General features: G+C 62.8%; 21 protein-coding genes. 8 read left to right on the top strand and 13 right to left on the bottom strand.

What is annotated here, in order from left to right; genetic code table 11:
* Positions 1-71 precede the first annotated feature (71 nt).
* The 4 genes from HWX91_RS07125 (at position 72) to purU (ending at position 2,714) form a co-directional block, all read left to right on the top strand.
* A complete protein-coding gene (locus HWX91_RS07125; protein ID WP_028194451.1) occupies positions 72-986 on the top strand; it encodes a choline sulfate utilization transcriptional regulator in 915 nt (304 codons plus the stop codon).
* A 78-nt stretch (positions 987-1,064) separates the two neighbouring features.
* Positions 1,065-1,364: a type II toxin-antitoxin system RelE/ParE family toxin gene (locus tag HWX91_RS07120; RefSeq protein WP_028194450.1), complete on the top strand. Its 300-nt coding sequence runs from the start codon at positions 1,065-1,067 to the stop codon at positions 1,362-1,364.
* Positions 1,365-1,367: 3 nt separating this feature from the next.
* Entirely contained in the window at positions 1,368-1,667 is a 300-nt protein-coding gene (locus tag HWX91_RS07115; protein ID WP_028194449.1) for an addiction module antidote protein, read from the top strand.
* A 171-nt stretch (positions 1,668-1,838) separates the two neighbouring features.
* Positions 1,839-2,714 carry a formyltetrahydrofolate deformylase gene (gene purU / locus HWX91_RS07110; RefSeq protein WP_028194448.1) on the top strand — a complete coding sequence of 292 codons (876 nt, stop codon included), beginning with the start codon at positions 1,839-1,841 and terminating at the stop codon, positions 2,712-2,714.
* A gap of 121 nt (positions 2,715-2,835) precedes the next feature.
* Here purU and HWX91_RS07105 read toward each other — a convergent pair whose 3' ends face one another.
* The 10 genes from HWX91_RS07105 to HWX91_RS07060 all read right to left on the bottom strand — a co-directional run bounded on the left by HWX91_RS07105 (position 2,836) and on the right by HWX91_RS07060 (position 15,361).
* A complete protein-coding gene (locus HWX91_RS07105) occupies positions 2,836-3,693 on the bottom strand; it encodes a glycine betaine ABC transporter substrate-binding protein (RefSeq protein WP_028194447.1) in 858 nt (285 codons plus the stop codon).
* A gap of 143 nt (positions 3,694-3,836) precedes the next feature.
* Positions 3,837-5,096 (bottom strand): FAD-binding oxidoreductase, encoded by a 1,260-nt coding sequence (locus HWX91_RS07100; protein WP_028194446.1) that lies wholly within the window; start codon positions 5,094-5,096, stop codon positions 3,837-3,839.
* 33 nt (positions 5,097-5,129) lie between these two features.
* Entirely contained in the window at positions 5,130-6,440 is a 1,311-nt protein-coding gene (locus HWX91_RS07095; RefSeq protein ID WP_028194445.1) for an aromatic ring-hydroxylating oxygenase subunit alpha, read from the bottom strand.
* Positions 6,441-6,513: 73 nt separating this feature from the next.
* Positions 6,514-7,305, bottom strand: a complete 792-nt coding sequence (locus tag HWX91_RS07090) for a drug:proton antiporter (protein WP_028194444.1) — start codon at positions 7,303-7,305, stop codon at positions 6,514-6,516.
* Positions 7,302-8,480 carry an electron transfer flavoprotein subunit alpha/FixB family protein gene (locus HWX91_RS07085; protein ID WP_028194443.1) on the bottom strand — a complete coding sequence of 393 codons (1,179 nt, stop codon included), beginning with the start codon at positions 8,478-8,480 and terminating at the stop codon, positions 7,302-7,304. Before HWX91_RS07085 ends, HWX91_RS07090 begins: the two co-directional genes overlap by 4 nt.
* A gap of 4 nt (positions 8,481-8,484) precedes the next feature.
* Positions 8,485-10,398, bottom strand: coding sequence for a (Fe-S)-binding protein (locus HWX91_RS07080; RefSeq protein WP_028194442.1), 1,914 nt, complete (start codon positions 10,396-10,398; stop codon positions 8,485-8,487).
* Positions 10,399-10,400: 2 nt separating this feature from the next.
* The gene (locus HWX91_RS07075; protein WP_028194441.1) at positions 10,401-12,464 is read right to left on the bottom strand and encodes an NADH:flavin oxidoreductase; all 2,064 of its coding nucleotides are present in this window, start codon (positions 12,462-12,464) and stop codon (positions 10,401-10,403) included.
* A 51-nt stretch (positions 12,465-12,515) separates the two neighbouring features.
* Entirely contained in the window at positions 12,516-13,052 is a 537-nt protein-coding gene (locus HWX91_RS07070; protein WP_028194440.1) for a DUF5943 domain-containing protein, read from the bottom strand.
* A gap of 44 nt (positions 13,053-13,096) precedes the next feature.
* The gene (locus HWX91_RS07065; protein WP_028194439.1) at positions 13,097-14,068 is read right to left on the bottom strand and encodes a dipeptidase; all 972 of its coding nucleotides are present in this window, start codon (positions 14,066-14,068) and stop codon (positions 13,097-13,099) included.
* Positions 14,069-14,086: 18 nt separating this feature from the next.
* The gene (locus HWX91_RS07060; RefSeq protein WP_028194438.1) at positions 14,087-15,361 is read right to left on the bottom strand and encodes a serine hydroxymethyltransferase; all 1,275 of its coding nucleotides are present in this window, start codon (positions 15,359-15,361) and stop codon (positions 14,087-14,089) included.
* A gap of 431 nt (positions 15,362-15,792) precedes the next feature.
* Here HWX91_RS07060 and HWX91_RS07055 point away from each other — a divergent pair, with 431 nt between their 5' ends.
* Positions 15,793-16,788 carry a GlxA family transcriptional regulator gene (locus HWX91_RS07055; protein ID WP_028194437.1) on the top strand — a complete coding sequence of 332 codons (996 nt, stop codon included), beginning with the start codon at positions 15,793-15,795 and terminating at the stop codon, positions 16,786-16,788.
* Between the two features lie 118 nt (positions 16,789-16,906).
* On the opposite strand, the gene fdhA is transcribed toward HWX91_RS07055, so the two are convergent.
* On the bottom strand, positions 16,907-18,106 hold the full coding sequence (fdhA, locus tag HWX91_RS07050) for a formaldehyde dehydrogenase, glutathione-independent (RefSeq protein ID WP_028194436.1): 1,200 nt from the start codon (positions 18,104-18,106) through the stop codon (positions 16,907-16,909).
* Positions 18,107-18,358: 252 nt separating this feature from the next.
* Between fdhA and betI the strand changes: the two genes are divergently transcribed.
* The 3 genes from betI to betA are packed head-to-tail and all read left to right on the top strand — an operon-like array spanning position 18,359 to position 22,158.
* On the top strand, positions 18,359-18,946 hold the full coding sequence (betI, locus tag HWX91_RS07045; RefSeq protein WP_028194435.1) for a transcriptional regulator BetI: 588 nt from the start codon (positions 18,359-18,361) through the stop codon (positions 18,944-18,946).
* A 44-nt stretch (positions 18,947-18,990) separates the two neighbouring features.
* Positions 18,991-20,460 carry a betaine-aldehyde dehydrogenase gene (betB, locus tag HWX91_RS07040; protein ID WP_028194434.1) on the top strand — a complete coding sequence of 490 codons (1,470 nt, stop codon included), beginning with the start codon at positions 18,991-18,993 and terminating at the stop codon, positions 20,458-20,460.
* Between the two features lie 12 nt (positions 20,461-20,472).
* Positions 20,473-22,158 carry a choline dehydrogenase gene (gene betA, locus HWX91_RS07035; RefSeq protein ID WP_028194433.1) on the top strand — a complete coding sequence of 562 codons (1,686 nt, stop codon included), beginning with the start codon at positions 20,473-20,475 and terminating at the stop codon, positions 22,156-22,158.
* A gap of 15 nt (positions 22,159-22,173) precedes the next feature.
* Here betA and HWX91_RS07030 read toward each other — a convergent pair whose 3' ends face one another.
* Both HWX91_RS07030 and HWX91_RS07025 read right to left on the bottom strand, forming a co-directional pair.
* Positions 22,174-23,592 carry an MFS transporter gene (locus HWX91_RS07030; protein WP_028194432.1) on the bottom strand — a complete coding sequence of 473 codons (1,419 nt, stop codon included), beginning with the start codon at positions 23,590-23,592 and terminating at the stop codon, positions 22,174-22,176.
* 219 nt (positions 23,593-23,811) lie between these two features.
* Entirely contained in the window at positions 23,812-24,075 is a 264-nt protein-coding gene (locus HWX91_RS07025) for an SET domain-containing protein (RefSeq protein WP_081832928.1), read from the bottom strand.
* Positions 24,076-24,122 lie beyond the last annotated feature (47 nt).

Below are 24,122 nucleotides of genomic sequence, written 5' to 3'. Positions count from 1 at the left end.
GAACACCACTATTGCCGTCCAATTCGAAGCTGTGAAGACGGCAAATCGTTATGTGCCTATAAGGGGGCCTTATGTCGAGGCAGGATCGTTTGCCGCCAATGCAGGCATTGACAATGTTCGAATCCGCCGCGCGGCTTGCGAGTTTCACGGCGGCCGCGCGTGAACTGGGCTCGACGCAGCCGGCGGTCAGTCAGCGTGTGGTGCAACTCGAAGAAGCCGTAGGCGCACCGCTTTTCGAACGCGGCCATCGTGGCGTCACGCTGACGGAAGACGGCGTATGCCTCTTCGAAGCAGTGCGCAACGCGCTCGACACCATCCGCGTGGCCACCGCCGAGATTCGCGCACGGCGCACGCCGCAAACCCTCACGCTCTCCACCGATTTCGGCTTCGCCACCTATTGGCTGATGCCGCGCCTGTCGCAATTCAAGGCGTTGATGCCGGACGTCGACGTCAAGATCATCACGTCGCAAACCGTATTCGATCCCTCGCACGATCAGGCGGACGTTGTGATTGCGTTCGGCGACGAGGATGCGGACTGGACCGCGCGAGGCGCGCTCAAGCTATTTCCGGAACGTGTCACGCCGGTGTGCAGTCCGGCATTTCTGGCGGCGCATCCGCAGTTGCGTAAGCCGTCCGATCTGACGAGCTTGCCGCTGCTGCATCTCGAACCCACCCAGCCGGCGCGCTGGCTGTCATGGGCCGACTGGTTCGCGGCGCAGGGGCTGGATGCGCCCGCCGCGCATCGCGGCATCACCTTCAACAGCTTTACGCTGGTCGCCCATGCAGCGATCATGGGCCAGGGTGTCGCGCTCGGCTGGGCGCCGCTGGTCGACGAATTGCTCGCCACCGGCCAACTCGTCGAGCCGTTCGACACGCCCGTGGTCACGGAGCGCGGCTATCTGCTCGTCACACAGCGCGCGGCGACACCGGCGGTCAGCGCATTCCGCCAATGGTTAATCGGTGAGTGCGGGCTCGACGCAGAATGAGGGCCGAGCATCGGAGAGCCGGAAGCGAAGTGTGAACTGCGGTTGACACATGTGTAGTCCATGGATTACACTTTCTGAATGTTGAAAATCCGCACCACCGAGACATTTGACGCCTGGTTCGACGGCTTGAAAGACCGGATCGCGAGGCGCCGCATTCAGGCCCGCATCGACCGTCTGGCGATGGGCAACCCCGGCGACACGAACTCCGCCGGTGCGCCAATTATCGAACTGCGGATCGATCACGGTCCCGGCTATCGCGTCTACTACGTGCAGCGCGGCGCAGTGCTGGTGATCCTGCTGTGTGGTGGTGACAAGTCGACTCAACCCGCAGATATCAAAGCCGCACACAAGATGCTGGCGAACCTTGAATCGGAGTGAACAATGGGAAAAATCAAAACCCGGCCATGGGATTCGGCCGAACACCTGAAGACCGAAGCGGACATGGCAGAGTATTTCGAGGCCTGTCTGGTCGAAGGCGGCGACGATCCTGCATTCCTCGCGCATGCGTTGGGCGTGATCGCGCGTGCGCGCGGCATGGCGCAACTCGCCCGCGATACCGGGATCTCGCGCGAGGGCTTGTACAAGGCACTCTCCGAAGATGGCAACCCCAGCTTCGCGACGATCATCAAGGTGATCCGCGCTCTTGGTCTGGAGTTGCACGCGGCGCCTGCTCACGCCTGAAATTGAGCTGTGCCCGGGGCGCTCCGGGCCTCCGCCGCCCCGCCCGCCTCTGACGCTCCCATTCCAGCGCGACGGCGTTTAGCTTCTATCCCCGTACCCCGCCGATTTGCTCTACTGCGATGATGCATACCGCGCCCCGCGGTGTGCCCCATAGCCCCCAGTGGAGTGCGCATGTCCGTCGATTCCCGTCCCGATCAACTGGTTCTCACGGTCGCCTGTCCGAGTGCGGCGGGCCAAGTTGCCGCCGTCGTCGGCTTTCTCGACCGGCATCATTGCTATATCGACGAATTGACCGTTTTCGACGACGACCTCAGCGAGCGCTTCTTCGTACGCTGCGTGTTTCATGGCGTCGATCCCAATGAGACCCTGCACATCGCGGCACTCAAGCGCGAATTCGAAGCGATCGCCGAACGTTTCCGGATGACCTGGGCGATGCATGACGTCGGCACGCGGCCGAAGGTGCTGATCATGGTGTCGAAACTCGAACATTGTCTCGCCGATCTGCTGTTCCGTTGGCGAATGGGCGAGTTGAAGATGGATATTGTCGGTATCGGCTCGAACCATCGCGATCTGGAACCGCTCGCGCAACAGCACGGTCTGCCTTTCCATCATTTGCCGATCAGTGCCGATACCAAACCGCAGCAGGAGGCGCGTCTGCTCGATCTGTTCGACACTTCAGGGGCCGAATTGATGATCCTTGCCCGCTACATGCAGATTCTTTCCGGCGAGACGAGCCGCGCGCTCACGGCCCGCGCGATCAACATCCATCACTCGTTTCTGCCCGGCTTCAAAGGCGCGAAGCCCTATCACCAGGCGCATGCGCGCGGCGTGAAGCTGATCGGCGCCACCGCGCACTTCGTGACCGACGATCTCGACGAAGGTCCGATCATCGAACAGGTCGTGGAGCGCGTCGATCACTCATACAGCCCGGAGCGCCTGCTTGCGACAGGACGCGACGTCGAATGCATCACGCTTGCACGCGCCGTGAAGGCATTTATCGAGCGACGGGTATTCATCAACGGCGATCGGACCGTGGTGCTGCAATAGCCGAAATAGCCGCGCGAGCCACCATAGCCGCCAAATAGAACGCCGCTAAAAGAGCGGCGTTCCTTGACGAAAAAAAACGCCGCTCGATGTGAGCGGCGTCTCTTTCATACAAAGCACGAAATCACTTCAGCCAGCTATCCACACGATCCCCATGCGCGCTGATCCAGGCATCGGCGGCGGCTGTCGGTTTCTCGCCGTTTTGCGCGGCAAGCATCACGCTGTCGATCTCGCCCGGTTTCCATTGAAACTTCTTGAGGAACGCGACAACCGTAGGCGCCTTCGTCTCCAGTTGAGGATTGACGACGCTATCCACATGCTCCGCTTCGCCGAACACCTTCTTCGGATCGTCGAGGAATTTGAGCTTGTACTTGGCGAACATCCAGTGCGGCTTCCACCCTGTTACGATGATCGGCTTGCTCGCCGCCTCCGAACGAGCCAGCTCCGCAGTCATCGCACTGCCGGAACTCGGCATCAATTGATAGTCGAGCCCGTACGCCTTGATGGCTTCACTGGTTTTCTGCATCACGCCCGCGCCGGCATCGATGCCGACGATACGCGAGCCGAATTCCGCCTTCTTCGCTTCGAGATCCCCCACGCTCTTCACGTCGGCGTTCTCCGGCACGATCAGGCCGATCTTCGCATCGTTGAAGTTGGCGCCGAGGTCGACGACCTTATCCTTGAAGTTGTTCCAGTACGCGCCATGCGTGACCGGCAACCATGCGGACAGCGTCGCGTCGAGGTCGCCGCGCGCCACACCTTGCCACATCACACCGGCCGCGACCGGCACGAGCTGCACCTGATAGCCAAGGCGCTTTTCGATCACGCGCGCGGCCACGTTCGAGGTTGCTACGCTGTCGTCCCAACCCTCCACGTAACCGATCTTGATGGTCGGCTTGGTATCGGCCGACACGCTTACGCTGCTTGCCGCCAGCGCCGCGCTCAACACGCTCAACATCAATATCTTTCTGACCAGTCTCATCGCCCTTCTCCCGTTTGCCGTCCAAACAACCTGTACCCATTGAGCATTTAGAATCCCCAGCCAGAATTGCCAGGTAGCGTCGTTTTCCGACATCCAGTTGTCCGCAGGCGACCTTGGGCGGGGGCCCGGGGCCTGCTCTCGTCTTACTTATCGACAACCAGATCGCTCAGTGGTTTGCTGCAACACAGCAGCACCATGCCCTGATCGATTTCGCGCTGACGAATGCCGCCCGCGTGTTTCATGGCGACTTCGCCCGACACCAGCTTGACCTTGCAGGTGCCGCACATGCCTTGCGTGCACGAAGCTGCGAGCCGCACGCCCGCCTTTTTTGCCGCATCCAGTACATGCTGCCCGCTGCCGCATTCGATCTCGCGGTTGCTTTTGACGAAGCTCACCTTGAATTTCGTTTCCGTCTCGAGCGGTATTTCTGCCGGCGTGAATCCGGCCGCCTGTTCACGTGTTTCGGTAAAACGCTCAGCGGCGACTGTCGGTGCCTGTAACGCATCCGCGACATGCGCGGTTGTCAGTTGCGCGGCCACCTCGCTGATCGTCTCAAACGAGAAGCTTTCCTCGTGATAATGGCTGCGGTCGAAACCGCCTTCGGCGAGCAGGTTCCGGACGGCCTGCATATAAGGCGCGGGACCACAGGTAAAAATCTCGCGTTCCAGAAAATCCGGCGCAATGAGTTTAAGCAAGGGCAAGCTCAGAAAGCCGGTGATGCCTGGCCAATTGGTCCTCGCGCCAAGCCGTTCACAGACGAAGGCGGTGCGAAAATTGGCCTGATTCGACGCAATCAGATCGAGCTCGCGCGCAAAGATGATGTCGTCCGGGGTCCGGGCGCTGTGCACGAACACGATGTCGCTATCTTCGCCGAGTTCATGATGCGCGCGGCTCATCGACATCAGCGGCGTCACGCCCGATCCCGCCGACAGAAACAGAAACTTACGCGCCGGATGCCGGGCACAGGTGAACTCGCCGGACGGCCCCAGCACGCGAACCTGCATGCCCGCATGCAGATTGTCGTGCAGCCAGTTCGACACCTTGCCGCCCGGCACCCGCTTCACGGTGATGGAAATAGTGTGCGGACGGGTGGGCGGCGACGAAATCGTATAGCAGCGATTCACCGCCTCGCCGTCGATCTCGAGTTCCAGCGTAATGAACTGCCCCGGTTCGAACACAAACGCGCGTTCGGACGGTGCACGAAAGAAAAAGCTCTTGACGTCGTGCGTTTCCTGGCGGACGAGGCAACACACCAGCGTGTCGTCGGTATCGCTGTTCCAACGCGCCGGCAAGGTCTCCCAGAACCGCGGCTGCGTCACGCGGCTTGACGTCCCGCTGCCTGCAAGCTCACGATTCGCAACCAGCTCGGGACTGAGCTGAAGCGTCGCCTGATCGCGCATCATTGTTTTCTCCCGCTCCTGGTTGCGGTATCGCGCTCAGCGCATAAAAGACACGACTTTTTCGCCGTGCGAAACCGGCGCATCGCCGGCATCATGGGTTTGGGGTGCATTGCTGTACTCCGCAATGCGGCCGATATACCACTCGCAGAATTTCTCGACGAGGCCTTCGGTGAAAGGCGAATACGGGCCCGGTTCGTAGGCGCTGCTGGTCGCACCGCGTTGCGAGTACTCCACGAGCGCACGGTCCTGGTCATTGGTGGCGCGCCACACGGCCGTCAGATTGTTCACGTCGTAATCGATGCCTTCGCGCGCATCCTTGTGGACGAGCCACTTGGTACGCACGAGCGTTTTACCCGCCGACAGCGGAATCACCGAGAAGCTGACGATATGGTCGCTCATGAAGTGATGCCACGAATTGGGCTGCGTCCAGAACGAGAGACCACCGAGATCGGCCTGCTCAAAACCGCCGAGCAGTTTCTTCGACGCCACCTTCGCGTCCATCGTCTGCGACTCGCCGTCGCGATCGAGCGGCAGGCGTTGCGTGCGGAAACCCGTCACCAGATCCGCCAGCCGGTCGATCTCCGCCGACGGCAGCTTCATCGCCTCCCACTGCGCGGTACGGCGCGCCACGGTGGCTTCGAACGCGGCCATGCCTTCTTCGTTGGCGGGCGTGCGTTGATAGCCGAAACCGTATTCGTAAAGCGAAATCGTCAGCTCCGGATGATTCGCGACGCAGTGGTAGCACTCGCGGTTGTTCTCCATCGTGAGCTTCCAGTTACCCTCTTCGATGATGTCGATCGATGCCGCGACCTTGCAGCCGGCCAGATCGTGCGGCAACAGGTACGGTTCCATTGCGGCGCGCATTACGGCGAAGTCGGCGGGCGGCTCGTCCGCGAGACAAATGAAGATGAGCCCGGCCAGGTTCTCGACATGCACCGCTTTCAGGCTGTGCTTGCAACGATCGAACTGATCGCCCATATGCTCGGCGAACATCAGATCGCCGTTCAGGTTGTAGGTCCAGCTGTGATACGGGCAGACGATATTGCCGAGCGAGCCTTTATCCGTATTGCACAGACGTGCGCCGCGATGGCGGCAGACGTTATGGAACGCCCGCACCTGCATGTCGTCGTCGCGCACGATCAGAATCGAGTCGCTGCCGATTTCCACTGTGATGTAGTCGCCCGGTTCCGGTACGTCCGGTTCCACCGCGACCTGGATCCAGTGCTTGCGGAAAATCGCCTCCATGTCGAGCGCGAAAATTTCCTCGCCCGTATAGAACGGCGCTTCCAGCGTGTGATTCCTCTTGCGGCGTTCGATCATTGCGCGAACGTCTGCCGAAACTTTCATTGTGTGCTCCGTTGCATGTCACGTCTGGCGCCGCGCCAGGCCCTCCTGGTCGCATGCTCGCCCGAACCGGAAATCAGTAATCCACGAGTTGATGCTCGCGCAAATACGCAAGGATCACTTGTGCTTTTTCGACGCAACTCCCTTCAATTACGACGCTGCCGCCACGGCTCTCCGTGGTCGTCGCCGAGAGCATGCGGGCATGGCCCGAGCGCTTCTCGGCGGCGGCGAGGCGCACCGGTTTGGCGGTCGCGGGACGGGTCGTCCAGGCGAGAGCGTCGGCATTGGCAGTGTCCGGGCTTGCCGGTGTTTTCTCCACGACCGGACGGATGGTGCCTTCGCGCAACCTCGCATAGGCGTAGGTCGGCGCCGCGTTGGCCATCGGGTGCACCGCGATCAAAGCCGGCAGCCGCACTTCGACGCGCCGGCGCAGACCTTTCGGCATGAATTGCCGGACTTCCGCGCAACCGTCGCGCAGTGTCAGATCGACGGCGGCACCGACCAGGGGCATCTCCAGCGCACTGGCGACGCGATACGGCAGCATGCCGCTGTCGAATGCGCCTTCGGCACGAGTGCCGGTCAACACCAGGTCGTAACCGCGCAGCCGCGCGGCGAGCGGCGCTGCCGCATCGCCTGGCAGTCCGGCAGAAGCAGGCACTTCGAGCACTTCGACCGCATGGGCGCCCAGCGCGAGGTATTCCTTCAACGCCGGATTGGACGCATCGCCCGCATGCAGTATGTCGAGCGTCGCGCCGTGTGTTCTGGCGAGCGAAAGCGCCATTGTCAGCGCGGCGGCGTCGTTACGGCTGTAACGCGCAGTGCCGCTGACCGGGTGCCGCCCCACCGAAACCAGTACGGCGATCTTCATGCCAGTGCTCCTTCCGCAACAGCCGGTGAATTCAATATCGCCGCACCGGTGCCGCGTGCGCTACGCGCAGCCGCCGCGGCTTCATTCAGCGCCGCGATGATTTCTCCCGCGTCGCCGATAACGGTCAGATTCGCGCGTTTGGCGATCGGCGCACTGGCGTCGAGATTCACGGCGATCACATGCCGGCAATCCTTGATGCCCTGCAGATGCTGCACCGCGCCGGAAATACCGAACGCGATATAGACGCTCGCCTCGACGGTCTTGCCGGTCGCGCCGATCTGCTTGTCGCGGCTGAACTTGCCGTCGTCCACGGCAACGCGGCTTGCGCCAATCGCGGCGCCTAACGTAGCCGCCAGACGTTCGAAGGCCGGCACATCGCTAACCCCATTGCCTGCCGAGACGATGAAATCCGCTTCCTCGAGCGCGAGCTGCGCCGCGTCCATCTCCTCGATGCCGAGATCGCGCACGATGCCTTTCGAGGAAGCCGCTTCGCCATCGAAACGCCACACCACCCGCTCGCCCGCGCCGACGAACGGCAACTTCGGATCGACCGCATTCGGCGCGAGCAGCACGACCTCGGGCAACGCACGCACGGCGAACGCCGTATTCGTCTGAATATAAGACGCGACATGTGCGGCATCGATTTCAACCACGTGCGTCGCGACGCTCGCGTTCGCGGCTGCCGCATAGCGGCGGCCGAGATCGCCGTCGCCGGTGACGTTGTCGGGCAGGAAAATGTGCGCTGGCGCATAGGCCGCGACGCACGCGGCCAGTGCGTTCAGTTCGTCCAGAGGCGCAAAGACACGACGGTCGAACATGGGTAGTTCGATCAGCTTGTCGGCACCGAGCGCGGCGGCATCGCCCGCGAATTCGCCGAATACGAGCAGTACGACTTCGGTCGTTGGGTTCGCGATCAACGCGGCCGCGGCGAGAGCCTGGCGCGCGTGATCGTCCAGCGCGCCGCGATCCGCGTGCGCGGCCACCAGCAGCACGCGCTGCGCTGCCGCGGTTGTGCGGCGCGGCTTCGCATGCTCGCGATGCGCCGGCCCCGAGGCGCCATGCACCGCGAATTCCGTCGCGCCGGCGACGCCCGTCATGCCGAGCGTAATGCGCCTGAGTCCGTCGGCTGTGATCGTGAACGGCCGGCGCGGGTCGATTCGTTTGAGCATGTTCATGGCGTTACTCCAGCGCTGCCGCAACCAGTTCGGCGACGTCCAGCACTTCCGGACGGGGGCCGACCACGCCTTCGAGCATCGCCGTGCAATTCGGGCAGCCCACCGCAACGATCTCGGCGCCTACCGTGCGGGCGTCGTCGATACGGATGTCCGGAATGCGTTTCTTGCCGGGGATGTCGGTCAACGGCGCACCGCCGCCACCTCCGCAGCACCGCCCGCGCAAGCCGTTGCGTTCCATTTCGACCACCTTGATGCCGATGCTCTTCAGCAGCCGGCGCGGCGCTTCGGTCTCGCCGTTATAACGGCCCAGATAGCACGGGTCGTGATACGTGATCTTGCGGTCCGCGAACGCGGCAACCGCCTTCGGCGACAGCTTGCCGCTCGCCACCAGTTCTTCGATCAACGCGGTATGGTGCTGCACCTCGTAGAAACCACCGAGTGCGCGATATTCGTTACGCAGGCTGTGCAGCACGTGCGGATCGGCGGTGACGATCTTGCGGAATGCGTACTGCGAGAGCGTGCCGATCAGCTTCGCTGCGAGTTGCTGGAAGGTGGCTTCATCGCCCAGACGCCGGGCCGTGTCGCCGGTATCGGTTTCGACGCCGCCGAGCACCGCGTAGTCGATTCCCGCCCGATTCAGCACCTTGACCAGCGCGCGCAGCGTGCGCTGATAGCGCATGTCGAACGCACCTTCGCCGGCGATCAGCAGCACGTCGACCGGGCGCCCGGGTTGCGCGACCTGTACCTGCAGATCGACGGCCCAGTCGTAACGCGCACCGATGTCATAACCGTTCGAACTCCCGGTCTCGCGCAGATTCGCGAGTGTGATCGGGCCTTTGCCAGGTACGCTGCCTTCGACCAAGGTCTGGTTGCGGCGCATATCCACAATCGCGTCGACGTGCTCGATCAACATCGGGCATTCCTGCACGCAGGCACGGCAGGTGGTGCACGACCACAGGGTATCCGCTTCGATCAGGCTCGATACGAGCGGCTTGCCCGGCGCACCGCCGTGTTTGCCCACTGGAATGCCGGGGGTCGGACTGCCCGCGTAGGCTTCGTCCGTGCCGCCGACCATGCCCGTGACCAGATCCTGAATCAGCTTCTTCGGATTGAGCGGCTGCCCGGCGGCAAACGCGGGGCATGCCGCTTCGCACTTGCCGCACTGCACGCAGACGTCGAAGCTCAGCAACTGGTTCCAGCGGAATTCGACCGGCTTGCCCACGCCGTATTCCTTCGCGTCGAGCAGCGGCACTTTCAATGCGGTCGGCGGCACGAGGTCGTTGTCGTTACGCTCGGCAAAGCGCTCCTGACGCGGGTGAAACGCGAGGTGCAGCAGACCGGCGAGCGCATGCTTCATCGGGCCGCCGCGCGCTGCGCCGAAGGTCATCGTGAACGCGCCCACCGCGATCAGCAGCGCGACGATAATCGCAAGCGCCCCCGACATCGCCGCGGCCGGCAGCGCGATAAACAACGCCAGACCAAGCGCGAACGACCCGAGCAGCAGCGGCAGATGATCCCACGGTCCGCGCGAGAGTCTTGCCGGCACGGCCTTCGCACCATGCCGCCGGCGCCAGACGAACACTGCGCCGACCAGCATCACCAGCGCCGCCAGAAAGATCAGCTTGTCGAGCCACGGCGAATAGATCGCGAGACCATAGTTGACGAACACCAGCGCCATCGCCAGGATCGCACCGCCCGCGGTCGCCACGTGGGTCTTCGCGATGTACGGGTCGCGCGCCACCACATGATGCAGATCGACGAAGTAACGCTTCGGAATGGCCAGCAGATTGGTCCAGCCGTACGCGCCCGCCGCCGTGGCGCGGCCTTCGCGCCAGTACGCGGCGCGCTTGACGAGCGCGAACGCCAGACCCGCCACCGACAACCACAACAGGACGGTGATGACAAACACGGGGCTCATCGTCAGAAATCCTTGCAAAGGCGCAGCGCGTCGTAGATCGCGCCGTGAATGTTGTGCATGGAAATGCAGTCGCCGACGCGGAACAGCAGGAAGCGGCCGTTGCCAAGTTCTTCGCTGAGCGACGGTTGCGGCTCGGAAGCGAAGAGCTTGTGCACGTCCACCTGGCCGCGATTCACCGATTCGGGCTTGAGCGCCCAGTAGAGCTGGTCGTTCGGCGTGCTGCCGTTCTCGATCACCACCTGATCGACCGCGCGCTCTTCCTGCTCTTCGGTGTACTCGTTGCGGATCACGGCGATCTTCTTGCCGTCTTCCTCGTAGACCTTGTCGAGCCAGTAGTTCGGCGTATGAATCACGCCTTGCGCGTAGAGGCGTCGGTAGAAGATCGGGAACGTGGTGCCGCCGACGTCATCGGCAACCTTCACGTCAGGCGTCACGATCTCGACGTTCGAGCCGCGGCTCGACATGAAATCCGCCACGCCCGCACCGGCGTGCGTGCTGACGCCGTCATACACCAGCACGTTCTTGCCCGGCTCGACCTTGCCCGACAGCACGTCCCACGAACTGACCGCGAGCCCCTCTTCGACACCCCACGCCGCGACTTGCGACGTGAACGACGAGCCGCCCGTGGCCAGCACGACGATGTCCGGTTTCTCGGCCATGATGGTTTTTTCGTCGGCGGCAACCCCGAGGCGGCGATCGACGCCGAGGCGCTTCGTCTCCATATCGAACCAGCGCACAATGCCTGCCATCTGCTCGCGTTGAGGCGCTTTCGCGGCCAGCATGATCTGGCCGCCCACGTAGTCGTTCTTCTCGAACAGCACCACGTCGTGACCGCGCGATTTCGCCACGCGCGCCGCTTCCAGTCCGGCCGGACCCGCGCCGACCACGACCACCTTGCGCTTCGGACCGCGCGTCTTCGCGATCACGTGCGGCATGGTTTCTTCGCGCGAGGTCGCCGCGTTCTGCACGCACAGCACATCGAGCCCGTTGTACTGACGGTCGATGCAATAGTTCGCGCCGACGCATTGCTTGATTTCGTCCTCGCGGCCATCGCGAATCTTGATGACCATATGCGGATCGGCGATCTGCGCGCGCGTCATGCCGACCAGATCGACCATGCCGCTCGCCAGCAGACGCTCGGCCTGCCCCGCGTCGCGGATACTTTGCGCGTGCATCACCGGCAGCTTCACGACCGACTTGATCCCCGCCGCGAGATGCACGAACGGTTCGGGCGGCAGCGCCATCGGCGGCATGCAGTTCGCCAGCGTGTTGTGCGTATCCGCGCCGGAACCGATCACACCGAGGTAATCGATCAGGCCGGTTTCGCTCATCGCCTGAGCGATTTCTTTCAGTTGTTCGTGATCGAGACCGTCTTCATGGAACTCGTCGCCGCACATGCGCAGACCGACGCAGAAATCGGCGCCTACCGCTTCGCGCACGGCCTTCAATACTTCGGTGCCGAAACGCAGACGGTTCTCGAGCGAGCCGCCCCATTCGTCGGTGCGGAAATTCGTGCGCGGACTCCAGAACTGATCGATCAGATGCTGGTGGGCCGCCGAAATCTCGATGCCGTCCATCCCCGCGTCCTTCACGCGCTTCGCGGCGGCGGCAAAGTCCGAGATGATGCGGCGAATCTCTTCGACTTCAATGATCTTGGCGTTGCCGCGGTGCACCGGCTCGCGCACGCCGGAGGGCGACATCAGATGCGGCCAGTGCTCACCGTGAAAGGCCGACCGGCGGCCCATATGCGTCGCCTGGATCATGATCTTCGCGCCGTGCCGGTGCATCGCTTCGGCCAGCCGCGCGAGCGGATCGACGATCTTGTCGGTCGAGAGATTCACCGACTTCCACCAGCCTTGCGGGCTGTCGATCGACACCGGACTCGAGCCGCCGCACACGGCGAGGCCGACGCCGCCCTTGGCCTTCTCTTCGTAGTAACGGATATAACGGTCGCCGGGCAGACCACCCGGCTCCGCATACACCTCCGCGTGCGCGGTGCTGACAATGCGGTTGCGCAAGGTCAGCTGGTTCAGCGTGAGAGGCTTGAAAAGGTTCGGGTAACGCATCGAGATCGACCTCGGAATAAAGTGCTGTGTACGGCCTGGCGCGCGTTGCGCTTACGACGCGAGCGGCGACACTTCGAACACGCAGTAATCGTGGCCTTCGGCCGCGCAGCGCGCTTCCTGCGAATGGGACGGCGGACCCTTGCGCTGTCCAGCCGGCGCGGTATCGTTCACCCAGTCCATCGCGCCCGCGAACCAGCCCGCGAACATGTAGCAAAGCTTGCCTTCCTTGCCCGGTTGCGCGAGCACGAACGACGAGTGGTGCAATTCGATGCGGGCCCGCGAGCTGGACGGATCGGCTTCCGTGATCGTGAAGAGTCCCCAGCCGCGTTGCGACAGGCGGTTCAGGTAATGTTCGAATACCGCCATGCCGGCAATACCGTGCTGTTTTGCTTCCTTGTCGCACCAGAAATACGCGGACTTGTAGCCGGCCTTATAGAGAATCTCGGCATACGCGTCGCGGCCTAGTGCTTCCTCGACGGCCGTGTGATTGTTCGTGAAGAAATGACGCGGCACGTACAGCATCGGCAGCGCATCGGTGGTCCAGACGCCGGTGTTCGGATCGACGTCGATCGGCAGTTGGGGTTGCATGTGGGGGCTCCGTTTTTATGGGTTCAGGTTCGGTGAATGAAGAATCAGACCGTCCAGACTTCGCCGAACACCCGCACCCAGTTTTCACCCATGATCTTTTTGATGCGGGTCTCGCTCCAGCCGGCGCGCTCCATCGCGGCCGTCAGGTTCGGGAACTCGCCGATCGTGCGAATGCCTTCCGGGTTCACCACCTTGCCGAAGTTCGTCAACTGGCGATAACGGCCCTTGTCGTGCGTGATCCAGTCGAAGAACTCGGTGCTATAGCCTTGCGTGAAGTCCGTGCCGATACCGACCTGATCTTCGCCGATCAGATTCACCACGTATTCGATTGCTTCGATATAGTCGTCGACGGTCGCGTCCGGGCCGCGCTTCAGGAACGGGGCGAACATCGTCACGCCGACGAAGCCGCCCGCATCGGCGATCTCTTTCAGTTGTTCGTCGCTCTTGTTGCGCGGATGTTCTTTCAATCCCGACGGGCAGCAATGCGAGTAGCACACCGGCTTTTTCGACGCTGCAATCGCCTCGGAGGACGTCTTGCCGCCCACATGCGAGAGATCGACCATGATGCCGACGCGGTTCATCTCCTGAATCACCTCGCGGCCATAGCCCGACAAACCGCCGTCACGTTCGTAGCAACCCGTGCCGACCAGGTTCTGCGTGTTGTAGCAAAGCTGGACCACGTTCACGCCAAGGTCCTTGAAGGCCTCGATATAGCCGAGGTTGTCTTCGAACGCATGCGCGTTCTGAAAACCGAAAATGATGCCGGTCTTGTTCTCTTTCTTCGCGCGCAGGATGTCGTCGGTCGTGCGCACGAGCGTCAGGATTTCGCCGAACTCGCGAATCTGCTGCTTCATCTCGGCAATGTTGTCGACGGTCTTCTGGAAGCTTTCCCAGACCGACACCGTGCAGTTCACCGCGGTCACGCCGCCCTTGCGCATGTCTTCGAACACCGAGCGCTCGAACTTCGAAATGTTCAGACCGTCGATGATGATGCTGTTGTCGTGCAAAGTGCTCATCGTTTGCTCCAGGCGTGCTTAGTAGATGGGAAAGCGTTCGCACAGCGCGAAAATCTCGCGGCGCACGCGTTGTTCGGTGGCGGCATGGCCTTCCGGGTGATCTCGCAGCGCGTCGAACACCTCGACGATCAGCCGCCCGACTTCGCGGAACTCGCTCACGCCGAAGCCGCGCGTCGTGGCCGCCGGCGTGCCGAGGCGAACGCCGGAGGTGACGGTCGGCTTCTCGCTGTCGAAAGGAATGCCATTCTTGTTGCAGGTGATGCCCGCGCGTTCCAGCGCCTGCTCGACCTGATTGCCCTTGAGGCCCTTCGGACGAAGATCGACCAGCAGCAGATGGTTATCGGTGCCGCCTGTCACCAGATCGACGCCGCCCGCCTTCAGCACTTCGCCCAGCGCCTGGGCATTCGCGAGCACGTTGTCGATGTAGGTCTTGAAGCCCGGTTGCAGCGCCTCGCCGAACGCCACCGCCTTGCCGGCGATCACATGCATCAGCGGGCCGCCTTGCAGGCCGGGGAACACAGCCGAGTTGATCTTTTTGGCAATGTCTTCGTCATTGGTCAGTACAAAGCCGCCGCGCGGACCGCGCAACGTCTTGTGCGTGGTCGACGTGACGACGTGTGCGTGCTCGACCGGATTCTGGTGACGCCCGGCCGCGATCACCCCGGCAATGTGCGCCATATCCACCATCAGCTTCGCGCCCACGCCGTCGGCGATCGCACGCAGCCGGGCGAAATCCAGCGCGCGCGGATAAGCCGAGAAGCCGGCGATCAGCAGCGCCGGTTTATGCTGCTGCGCGAGTTCCTCGATCTGCTCGTAATCGATCAGCATCGTGTCGCGATTCACGCCGTACTGGACCGCGTTGAACCACTTGCCCGACATCGCCGGCTTGGCGCCGTGAGTCAGGTGACCGCCGGCATCGAGCGACATGCCGAGGACCGTGTCGCCCGGCTTCACCAGCGCGAGCATCACGGCGCCGTTAGCCTGAGCGCCCGAATGCGGCTGCACGTTAGCGAATTTCGCGTTGAACAGTTGCTTGATCCGGTCGAGCGCCAGCGTTTCGATCACGTCGGCGTATTCACAACCCCCGTAGTAGCGCTTGCCCGGATACCCTTCCGCGTACTTGTTGGTGAGCACCGAACCCTGTGCTTCGAGCACCGCGCGCGACACGATGTTTTCAGACGCGATCAATTCGACTTGCGACTGCTGGCGCTCCAGCTCTTTCAAAATGGCGCCGCGCACCGCCGCATCACGCGTGGCAAGCGATTCTTCGAAGAAAGGATTCGGGTTCGACATGGTAGGTCCGTGAGGAGGTTGGCGATGGGCCGCAAGCGGCTGCCGGGCGGGCTAACAAGCCCTGCTGCCACCGCTCTGCATTGGGTCTATTCTTGACGTTAGCCCCGCGCGCCAATTTACGAATTCAGACGCGTTCTTTGCCTTTTCCGCCATTCGCGTCCTTTTTCGACAAGTCGCGATGACAGGTTTCGAACGGTCGTTAGCGATTCGCGTTTTTGCTGCACTGCAACTGATCGTCGTGCGCGCTTCGGGTGCGCAGGCAGGCGCTGACGGCTCCGTTCTGGTGCCGTTTGTTTAGCTATCCCTCTTTATTGACAAGCAACTGAGGGTTTAGCCTGATGGCACGTTAGTTGCGCCCGTCCTCAAAATTGCAGCAGTCGCTGCTCCCCACGGCGACGCGATATTACAGATTCGAAGGAATCATTTCCCCCATGTCCACCGATCGCACGGCGTCGTTGTCGCACTTTGCATTCATGCCGGTGCCGAACTTCACGATGATCGCGTTTACCAACGCGATCGAAGTTCTCCGCATGGCGAACTACCTGACAGGGCAAACGCTTTACCGCTGGTCGATCGTGAGCCCCACCGGCGGCCCGGTGACGGCGAGCAACGGCCTCGCGGTCGGTACCGGACCGGTCGAATGCGTCGGTCAACCGGATATCGTATTCGTGGTTGGCGGGATCGACGTGCAGCGCGCGACCACCGCCGACCATCTGATCGCACTGCGCCGCTTCGCCCGCATGGGCAGCGTGCTCGGCAGCCTGTGCACAGGCACTTATGCGCTGGCGCGTGCCGGCTTGCTGGCCGGTTATGCGTGTGCGATTCACTGGGAGAACATGTCGGCGCTCAAGGAGGAGTTTCCCGACACGCGCTTTCTGAAAGAACTGTTCGTGATCGATCGCGATCGCGTGACGTGCACGGGCGGTGTGGCGCCGCTCGACATGATGCTCAACCTGATCGCGCCGCGCGTCGGCACCGCACGGGTCACGCAGATCGCCGAGCAGTTCATCGTCGAACATGTGCGCGATACGAGCGCACAACAGAAAATGCCGCTGGTGGCGCGGCTCGGTTCGGCCAACAAGTCGCTCTTCGAAGTGATCGCGCTAATGGAGAACAATATCGAAGAGCCGCTTTCGCGCGAAGAACTCGCACGGCTCGCCGGCATGTCGCAACGGCAATTGCAGCGCCTGTTCCGCGAGCATCTGGGCATGACGCCCACGCATTACTATCTGACGCTGCGCCTGCGGCGTGCCCGCGAATTGCTGCTGCAGACCGACATGTCGATCATGCATATCACGATGGCCTGCGGCTTCCAGTCGGCTTGCCACTTCTCGAAGAGCTATCGCGACGCGTTCGGCACCGCCCCGACTCGCGAGCGGCGCAAGCAGGCCCCCTCCCTCGCCGCCGCGCCTGTCATGGCGGCGTGATTCGCGGTCGGCGCTTCAGTTAAAGGCAGCACGGCGGGCCAGACGTACGCGCTGGATCGTATCGCCGTCGTTGTGCATGCGTTGAAGAACAAACAACGCATGCACCGCGATGCCGACGTCAGGCCGCTTTCAACAGCCCATGCGGGTCGATCACAAACTTCTTCGGCGCACCGCCATCGAATTGCCGGTAACCGTCCGGGGCCTGGTCGAGCGAAACGACCGTCACGTTGACGATGTCCGCAATCGGCAGGCGGTCCCACAAGATCGCCTGCATCAGATTGTGGTTGTACTTCATCACCGGTGTCTGCCCCGTGTGGAACGAGTGCGACTTGGCCCAGCCGAGACCGAAGCGGATGCTCAGACTGCCTTTGCGCGCAGCGGCGTCGGTGGCGCCCGGATCGTCCGTCACGTACAGGCCCGGAATCCCGATCGCACCCGCGGCCCGGGTGATTTCCATCAGCGAATTGAGCACGGTGGCCGGCGCTTCTTCATGCGAACCGCTGCTGCCGTGACCGTGCGCCTCGAAGCCGACGCAGTCCACCGCGCAGTCCACTTCGGGCTTGCCGAGAATCTGCTCGATCTGCTCGCCGAGCGTCGCGTCCTTCGACAGGTCGACGGTCTGGAAACCCATCTTGCGAGCATGCGCGAGCCGCGCCTCGTTCATATCGCCAACGATCGTGCAGGCCGCGCCCAGCAAACGCGCGGAAGCGGCCGCCGCCATACCCACCGGCCCGGCGCCTGCTATGTAGACGGTCGCGCCGGGCTTCACGCCTGCCATCACCGCGCCGTGATAACCGGTCGGCAGAATGTCGGACAGGCATGTCAGGTCGCGGATTTTCGACATCGCCTGCGCGTAGTCAGGGAATTTCAGCAGATTGAAGTCCGCGTACGGCACGAGCACGTACTCGGCCTGGCCGCCGATCCAGCCGCCCATGTCGACGTAGCCGTAGGCCCCGCCGGCCCGTGACGGATTCACGTTGAGGCACACGCCGGTATGCTGCGCCTTGCAGGTCGGGCAGCGTCCGCAAGCCACGTTGAAGGGCACCGACACCAGATCGCCCACCTTCAAGGTTTCGACGTCGCGGCCCACCTCGATCACCTCGCCGGTGATCTCGTGACCGAGCACGAGGCCGATTTCGGCCGTCGTGCGGCCGCGCACCATGTGCTGATCGGAACCGCAAATATTCGTGCTGACCACTTTCAGGATCACGCCATGGCCGATCGACCGGCCACGCGGATCGACCATCTTCGGAAAGTCGATCGATTGCACTTCCACCTTGCCCTGCCCTAGATACACGACGCCGCGATTGCTGCTCATTTGCCTGTCTCCATGTTCTGTGAGCGGCGCGCCCGCTTCGATGTGGCGTGCCGTTCAACGAGCGTAGCGCCCGCTGAAACAAAGGACATGCACCGAACGCGACACGGGTTTGGCTGGAACCGACACGCCGGGCGCAACCCGTGTACGTGCTGATGCAACCCGTTTTTTATTGATTGACCGTTCAATATAAAAAAACTAACATGCGCCATCGAACACTTGGGCGGCCTGCCTGCGCCCGCCGCCTCCAGCACCATGCCCAAACTCGGAATGCGCGAAATCCGCCGCGCTCAACTGATCGACGCCACCCTGCTGACCATCGACCAAACCGGTCTGGCCGGCGCCACGCTTGCGTCGGTGGCGCAGCGCGCGAGCATTTCCACCGGCATCGTCAGCCACTATTTCGGCGACAAGGACGGCTTGCTCGAAGCCACCATGCGTCATGTGCTGCGCGATCTGTGGCAGGCCACGTCGAGGCGGCGCAGTGCGGCAAAGGCGGATCCCCGCTCGAAACTGCGCGCGGTCGTCGCGGCGAATTTCGACGCCGAACAGACCAGCGGCCCGGTCATGAAAACCTGGCTCGCGTTCTGGTCCGAGAGCATGCACAAGCCGCAGTTGCGGCGGCTTCAATACGTGAACACCCGGCGCCTGAATTCGAACCTGTGCGCGGATTTTTCCAAAGCGTTGCCCCGTCCGGCGGCGCGCCGCGCGGCAAGCGGCCTCGCGGCGCTGATCGACGGGCTATGGCTGCGCGGTGCGTTGTCCGGCGAGCCCTTCGACACCAAGGCCGCGCTGCGCGTGGCAAACGACTACATCGATCTGCTGCTGGAAGCACGCAATTAGCACGCGTCCAGAGCGGCGGCATTTTCAGAAAAAGGAGCAAAGTCATGGCGGTATTCGCAACGCAACGTCTTTACATAGGCGGCGCCTACGTCGACGCGACCGGCGGCGAAACTTTCGATACGGTCGACCCCGCCACCGGCGAAACGCTCGCGATCGTGCAACAGGCCTCGGCGGCCGACGTCGATTGCGCGGTGCAAGCCGCACGTGCCGGTCAACGCGAATGGGCCGCACTCACGGCAATGCAGCGTTCGCGCATTCTGCGCCGCGCGGTCGAACTTCTGCGCGAACGCAACGACGAACTGGCCATGCTCGAAACTCGCGACACCGGCAAGGCGATCGCGGAGACCCTGGCGGTCGACATCGTCACCGGCGCGGATGTGATCGAGTACTACGCGGGGCTGGCTACCGCGATCGAAGGGCAGCAGATTCCGTTGCGGCCGTCGTCGTTTGTTTATACGCGGCGTGAACCGTTGGGCGTATGCGCCGGCATCGGCGCGTGGAATTACCCGATCCAGATCGCGTGCTGGAAGTCGGCGCCGGCGCTCGCGGCCGGTAACGCGATGATCTTCAAGCCAAGTGAAATCACGCCGCTGTCGGCTCTGAAACTCGCTGAGATTTATACCGAAGCCGGCGTACCGGCGGGCGTCTTCAACGTCGTACAAGGCGACGGACGCGTCGGTGCCATGCTCGCCGCGCACCCCGACATCGAAAAGATCTCGTTCACCGGCGGCGTTGAAACCGGCAAGAAAGTGATGTCGCTAGCGGGCGCCTCGTCGCTCAAAGAGGTGACGATGGAGCTGGGCGGTAAATCCCCCCTGCTCGTCTTCGACGACGCCAACCTCGAACGCGCCGCCGACATCGCGATGAGCGCCAACTTTTTCAGCTCCGGCCAGGTGTGCACCAACGGCACGCGGGTATTCGTGCAGCGCAGCGTGCTGGAACGGTTCGAAGCGCTGGTGCTGGAGCGCGTCAAGCGGATTCGCGTGGGCGCACCCACCGACGCCGATACCAACTTCGGTCCGCTGGTCAGCGCCGCGCAACTGCAGAAAGTGCTCGGCCACATCGAAAGCGGTGTACAGGAAGGCGCGCGGCTGCTTGCCGGCGGCAAGCGGCTCACACAAGGCCATTTCGGCAACGGCCAGTATGTCGAGCCGACGGTTTTCACCGGCTGCCATGACGAGATGCGGATCGTGCGTGAAGAAATCTTCGGCCCAGTCATGAGCATCCTCGTTTTCGACGACGAAGACGAGGCGATCTCGCGAGCCAACAACACCGCCTACGGTCTTGCCGGGGGCGTCGTCACCGAGAACCTGGCGCGCGCGCATCGCGTGATTCATCGTCTCGAAGCAGGTATCTGCTGGATCAATACGTGGGGCGAGTCGCCGGCGGAAATGCCGGTGGGCGGCTACAAACAGTCGGGCGTGGGCCGTGAGAACGGCATCACCACGCTCGAACACTACACACGCATCAAGTCCGTGCAGGTCGAACTCGGCCCGTATCAACCGGTGTTCTGAGGAGAAGTGGCGATGGCTTCGAACGAATACGACTACATCATTGTCGGCGCGGGGTCGGCGGGCAACGTGCTCGCCTCGCGGCTGACCGAAGACGCGGACGTGACCGTGCTGCTGCTCGAAGCAGGCGGCCCCGACTACCGCTTCGATTTTCGCACGCAGATGCCCGCGGCCCTCGCCTACCCGTTGCAAGGGCGGCGCTATAACTGGGCGTACGAAACCGATCCCGAGCCGCATATGAACAACCGGCGCATGGAGTGCGGGCGCGGCAAGGGGCTCGGCGGTTCGTCGCTGATCAACGGCATGTGCTATATCCGCGGCAATGCGCTCGATTACGACAACTGGGCAGCACGTCCCGGACTGGAAAACTGGACCTATCTGGATTGCCTGCCGTATTTCCGCAAAGCCGAGACACGCGATGTCGGCGCAAACGCGTATCACGGCGGCGACGGCCCGGTCTATGTAACGACCAGCAAGCCCGGCAACAATCCGCTGTTTGCCGCGATGGTCGAGGCCGGGGTGCAGGCGGGTTTCCCGCGTACCGACGATCTCAACGGCTATCAGCAGGAGGGCTTCGGTCCGATGGATCGCACGGTTACGGCCAACGGCAGGCGCGCCAGCACCGCGCGCGGCTACCTGGATCGTGCGAAGGCGCGTCCCAATCTGACCATCGTGACGCATGCCATGACCGATCGCGTGCTGTTCTCGGGCAAGCGTGCGATTGGCGTGGCGTATCTCCATCATGGCAATGCCGTCACTGCGCACGCGCGCCGCGAAGTGCTGGTATGCAGCGGCGCGATCGCCTCGCCGCAATTGCTGCAGCGCTCAGGCGTTGGCCGCTCGACGTGGCTGCGCGAACTCGACGTGCCGCTGGTGCACGATCTGCCAGGTGTCGGCGAAAATCTGCAAGATCATCTGGAGATGTACATCCAGTACGAATGCAAGGAACCGGTCTCGCTATATCCCGCGTTGCAATGGTGGAATCAGCCCGCCATCGGACTTGAATGGATGCTTAACGGCACAGGGATCGGTGCGAGCAACCAGTTCGAAGCGGGCGGCTTTATCCGTACCCGCGACGACGATCTGTGGCCGAACATCCAGTATCACTTCCTGCCTGTGGCGATCAACTACAACGGTTCGAACGCGATCAAGATGCACGGCTTCCAGGCGCATGTCGGTTCGATGCGCTCGCCGAGCCGTGGCCGCGTGAAGCTCAAATCACGCGATCCTGCCGCGCATCCGAGCATTCTGTTCAACTACATGGCCGATCCGCTCGACTGGCGTGAATTCCGCGACGGCATCCGCATTACGCGCGACATCATGCGGCAGCCGGCGCTCGATCGTTATCGCGGCCGCGAGCTGAATCCGGGCGCGGACTTGACCACCGACGAGCAGCTCGACACGTTTGTGCGGATGCGGGCGGAGACGGCATTTCATCCGTCGTGCTCGTGCAAGATGGGTTATGACGATATGGCCGTGGTGGATGGCGAGGGCCGCGTGCACGGGATGGAAGCGCTGCGCGTCGTCGACGCGTCGATCATGCCGCAGATCACAACGGGCAATCTTAACGCGCCGACGATCATGCTGGCGGAGAAGATCGCCGACCGGATTCGCGGGCGCGACGCGCTGGCGCGGGTGGAGACGCCGTACTTCGTGGCCCGCGGCGTGGCGTCGAGAAAACGCGAAGCGGCGGCGGTTTAGTCCCCGCCAGGACAATCACTCGCGCGCAGGACTCAACACCCCCTGCGCGTCCGCCTCTACAGCTTCGGACACCAGCGTCTCCAGGGCCAGCCCACGCGTCTCGATGCCCATGATCCACACCGCCGCAGCGGCGATCACAAAGCACATCGCGCCAAGCGAGAATACGCCACCTTGCCCGAAAATCGGCAGCACCACGCCGACTACATAAGGGCCGATCAGCGACCCCACGCGTCCAATCGCCGATGCAAAGCCCGAACCTGTCGCCCGCGCTCCCGTGCCATAAAGCTCCGGCGTATAGGTGTAAAGGACTGCCCACATCGCAAACATAAAGAACTGCATCGCCAGGCCGGCACAGATCAGCAAGGTCGGCGTTTGCGCATGCAGCGCGGTTTGTCCATAGACATAGGCCATCACCGCGCTGCCGGCCAGCGACGCGATACAGGTCGGTTTGCGGCCCCAGCGTTCGACCAGCCACGCCGCGCAGATAAACCCGGGAATCCCGCCGAGCGAAATCAGCACCGTATACAGCACCGACTTCGTCACCGCAAAGCCCGCTTGCTGCATCAACGCGCCGAGCCACGAAGTCAGCCCGTAAAAACCGAGCAATGCGAAAAACCACAGCGTCCACACCATGATCGTGCGACGCCGGTAGGCCACGCTCCAGATCTCGCGAAACGCGCTCGTGCCCTTCGCGGCCGGCGGTTCCTGCAACATGACCGGCGCGCGCAACTGGCTCAGGCCGGCCGCTTTCATAACCTTTGCTTCGACCTCGGCGAGGATCTTGTCCGCTTCGGCAAGGCGCCCCCGATGTTCCAGCCAGCGCGGCGATTCCGGCACGACGCGGCGCACGATCAGAACGAATACCGCGGGAATCGCCAGCAAGGCGAACTCCGTGCGCCAACCGAACGCCGGCAACACGAAATACGACACCACGCCCGCCGTGATGAAACCAAGCGGCCAGAAGCCATCCATCAGCGCGATCAGCCGGCCTCGCGAGGTTGCCGGCACGAACTCGGACAACAGCGTCTGCGCAATGGGAAACTCCATGCCCATGCCGAAACCCAGCAGCACGCGATAGAAAATCAGCGCTTCGACGCTCTGCGCGGTCGAGCACAGATATGACGCCAGGCCCCACAGCACCATGCTCCACTGGAACACCGGACGCCGCCCGAAGCGATCCGCCAGCAATCCGGCGACGGCCGCGCCGATTACCATGCCGAAGAAGCTCGCACTCGCAACCAGCCCCGTCGTCGCACTCGACAAATGGAATTCGCTTTTGATCGAACCGAGCACGAAAGTCATCGTGCCGAGATCGACGGAGTCGAAAAAGAATGCGATCGCGATGATGATGAAGATGGTCCGGTGGTATCCGGAGAACGGCAGTCGCTCGAGTCTGGCGGCTGCGCTCGCGCGAGGCTGAAAAGCGGTAGACATGTCATCCCCTCGTTGATGCGGCAGTTGCCGCGTGGACGTTCCGATCAGTGCATTTTCAGTAGACGCCGACATAATTCGGCCACATAGAAGAAATACGTCATCGGGATGGAACGGGGGCGTCGTTCGCTTTATGCGGGGGTTCAATGCCTGGGTTCAATGCGTGCGTTCAGCCACGCGGGCGCAGGCGCGCGTTTGGCCGAGCGGGCGCAGGCGCGCCGCTTACGACCGAAGCCGCGCCCTCGCTGCGGCGGCAATGCGCGCGAGCACGTCCGCGCTCAGGCGGGCGGCGATTTTCTCGACGTATTCGTGATGCCGCGACTGCAGCGGCGCACCCAATTGCTGCGCGAGGAGATAACGGATCAAGGCGATGCGCCGGTGCCGCAACTCGATGCTCTGATCGAGCAGCGCGAGTGCGGCATGGGCATCGCCCTGTTGACACGCGCGCTCGGTGAGACGCGCGGTGGCTAGACGTGTCGACGTCATGTCAGTCGGTGGCCGGAAGAGCCGCGAACGGTGCCATAAGAAGACCC

Origin of the sequence: Paraburkholderia fungorum (assembly GCF_902833645.1) — a bacterium.
In the GTDB taxonomy this organism is placed as follows: domain Bacteria; phylum Pseudomonadota; class Gammaproteobacteria; order Burkholderiales; family Burkholderiaceae; genus Paraburkholderia; species Paraburkholderia fungorum.
The sequence above is the reverse complement of the archived record's forward strand: the minus strand, read 5'-3'. Positions and strand labels throughout refer to the sequence as shown.

Excerpts from the sequence above, each read along its gene's own strand:
- HWX91_RS07070 (WP_028194440.1), bottom strand. The coding sequence starts at position 13,052 with ATGCAACCCCAACTGCCGATCGACGTCGATCCGAACACCGGCGTCTGG.
- HWX91_RS07100 (WP_028194446.1), bottom strand. The coding sequence starts at position 5,096 with ATGATGCGCGATCAGGCGACGCTTCAGCTCAGTCCCGAGCTGGTTGCG.
- HWX91_RS07025 (WP_081832928.1), bottom strand. The coding sequence starts at position 24,075 with ATGACGTCGACACGTCTAGCCACCGCGCGTCTCACCGAGCGCGCGTGT.
- HWX91_RS07090 (WP_028194444.1), bottom strand. The coding sequence starts at position 7,305 with ATGAAGATCGCCGTACTGGTTTCGGTGGGGCGGCACCCGGTCAGCGGC.
- betA (WP_028194433.1), top strand. The coding sequence starts at position 20,473 with ATGGCTTCGAACGAATACGACTACATCATTGTCGGCGCGGGGTCGGCG.
- HWX91_RS07060 (WP_028194438.1), bottom strand. The coding sequence starts at position 15,361 with ATGTCGAACCCGAATCCTTTCTTCGAAGAATCGCTTGCCACGCGTGAT.
- fdhA (WP_028194436.1), bottom strand. The coding sequence starts at position 18,106 with ATGAGCAGCAATCGCGGCGTCGTGTATCTAGGGCAGGGCAAGGTGGAA.
- HWX91_RS07085 (WP_028194443.1), bottom strand. The coding sequence starts at position 8,480 with ATGAACATGCTCAAACGAATCGACCCGCGCCGGCCGTTCACGATCACA.
- purU (WP_028194448.1), top strand. The coding sequence starts at position 1,839 with ATGTCCGTCGATTCCCGTCCCGATCAACTGGTTCTCACGGTCGCCTGT.
- betI (WP_028194435.1), top strand. The coding sequence starts at position 18,359 with ATGCCCAAACTCGGAATGCGCGAAATCCGCCGCGCTCAACTGATCGAC.
- HWX91_RS07075 (WP_028194441.1), bottom strand. The coding sequence starts at position 12,464 with ATGCGTTACCCGAACCTTTTCAAGCCTCTCACGCTGAACCAGCTGACC.
- HWX91_RS07095 (WP_028194445.1), bottom strand. The coding sequence starts at position 6,440 with ATGAAAGTTTCGGCAGACGTTCGCGCAATGATCGAACGCCGCAAGAGG.
- HWX91_RS07030 (WP_028194432.1), bottom strand. The coding sequence starts at position 23,592 with ATGTCTACCGCTTTTCAGCCTCGCGCGAGCGCAGCCGCCAGACTCGAG.
- betB (WP_028194434.1), top strand. The coding sequence starts at position 18,991 with ATGGCGGTATTCGCAACGCAACGTCTTTACATAGGCGGCGCCTACGTC.
- HWX91_RS07065 (WP_028194439.1), bottom strand. The coding sequence starts at position 14,068 with ATGAGCACTTTGCACGACAACAGCATCATCATCGACGGTCTGAACATT.
- HWX91_RS07080 (WP_028194442.1), bottom strand. The coding sequence starts at position 10,398 with ATGAGCCCCGTGTTTGTCATCACCGTCCTGTTGTGGTTGTCGGTGGCG.
- HWX91_RS07120 (WP_028194450.1), top strand. The coding sequence starts at position 1,065 with ATGTTGAAAATCCGCACCACCGAGACATTTGACGCCTGGTTCGACGGC.
- HWX91_RS07125 (WP_028194451.1), top strand. The coding sequence starts at position 72 with ATGTCGAGGCAGGATCGTTTGCCGCCAATGCAGGCATTGACAATGTTC.
- HWX91_RS07105 (WP_028194447.1), bottom strand. The coding sequence starts at position 3,693 with ATGAGACTGGTCAGAAAGATATTGATGTTGAGCGTGTTGAGCGCGGCG.
- HWX91_RS07115 (WP_028194449.1), top strand. The coding sequence starts at position 1,368 with ATGGGAAAAATCAAAACCCGGCCATGGGATTCGGCCGAACACCTGAAG.
- HWX91_RS07055 (WP_028194437.1), top strand. The coding sequence starts at position 15,793 with ATGTCCACCGATCGCACGGCGTCGTTGTCGCACTTTGCATTCATGCCG.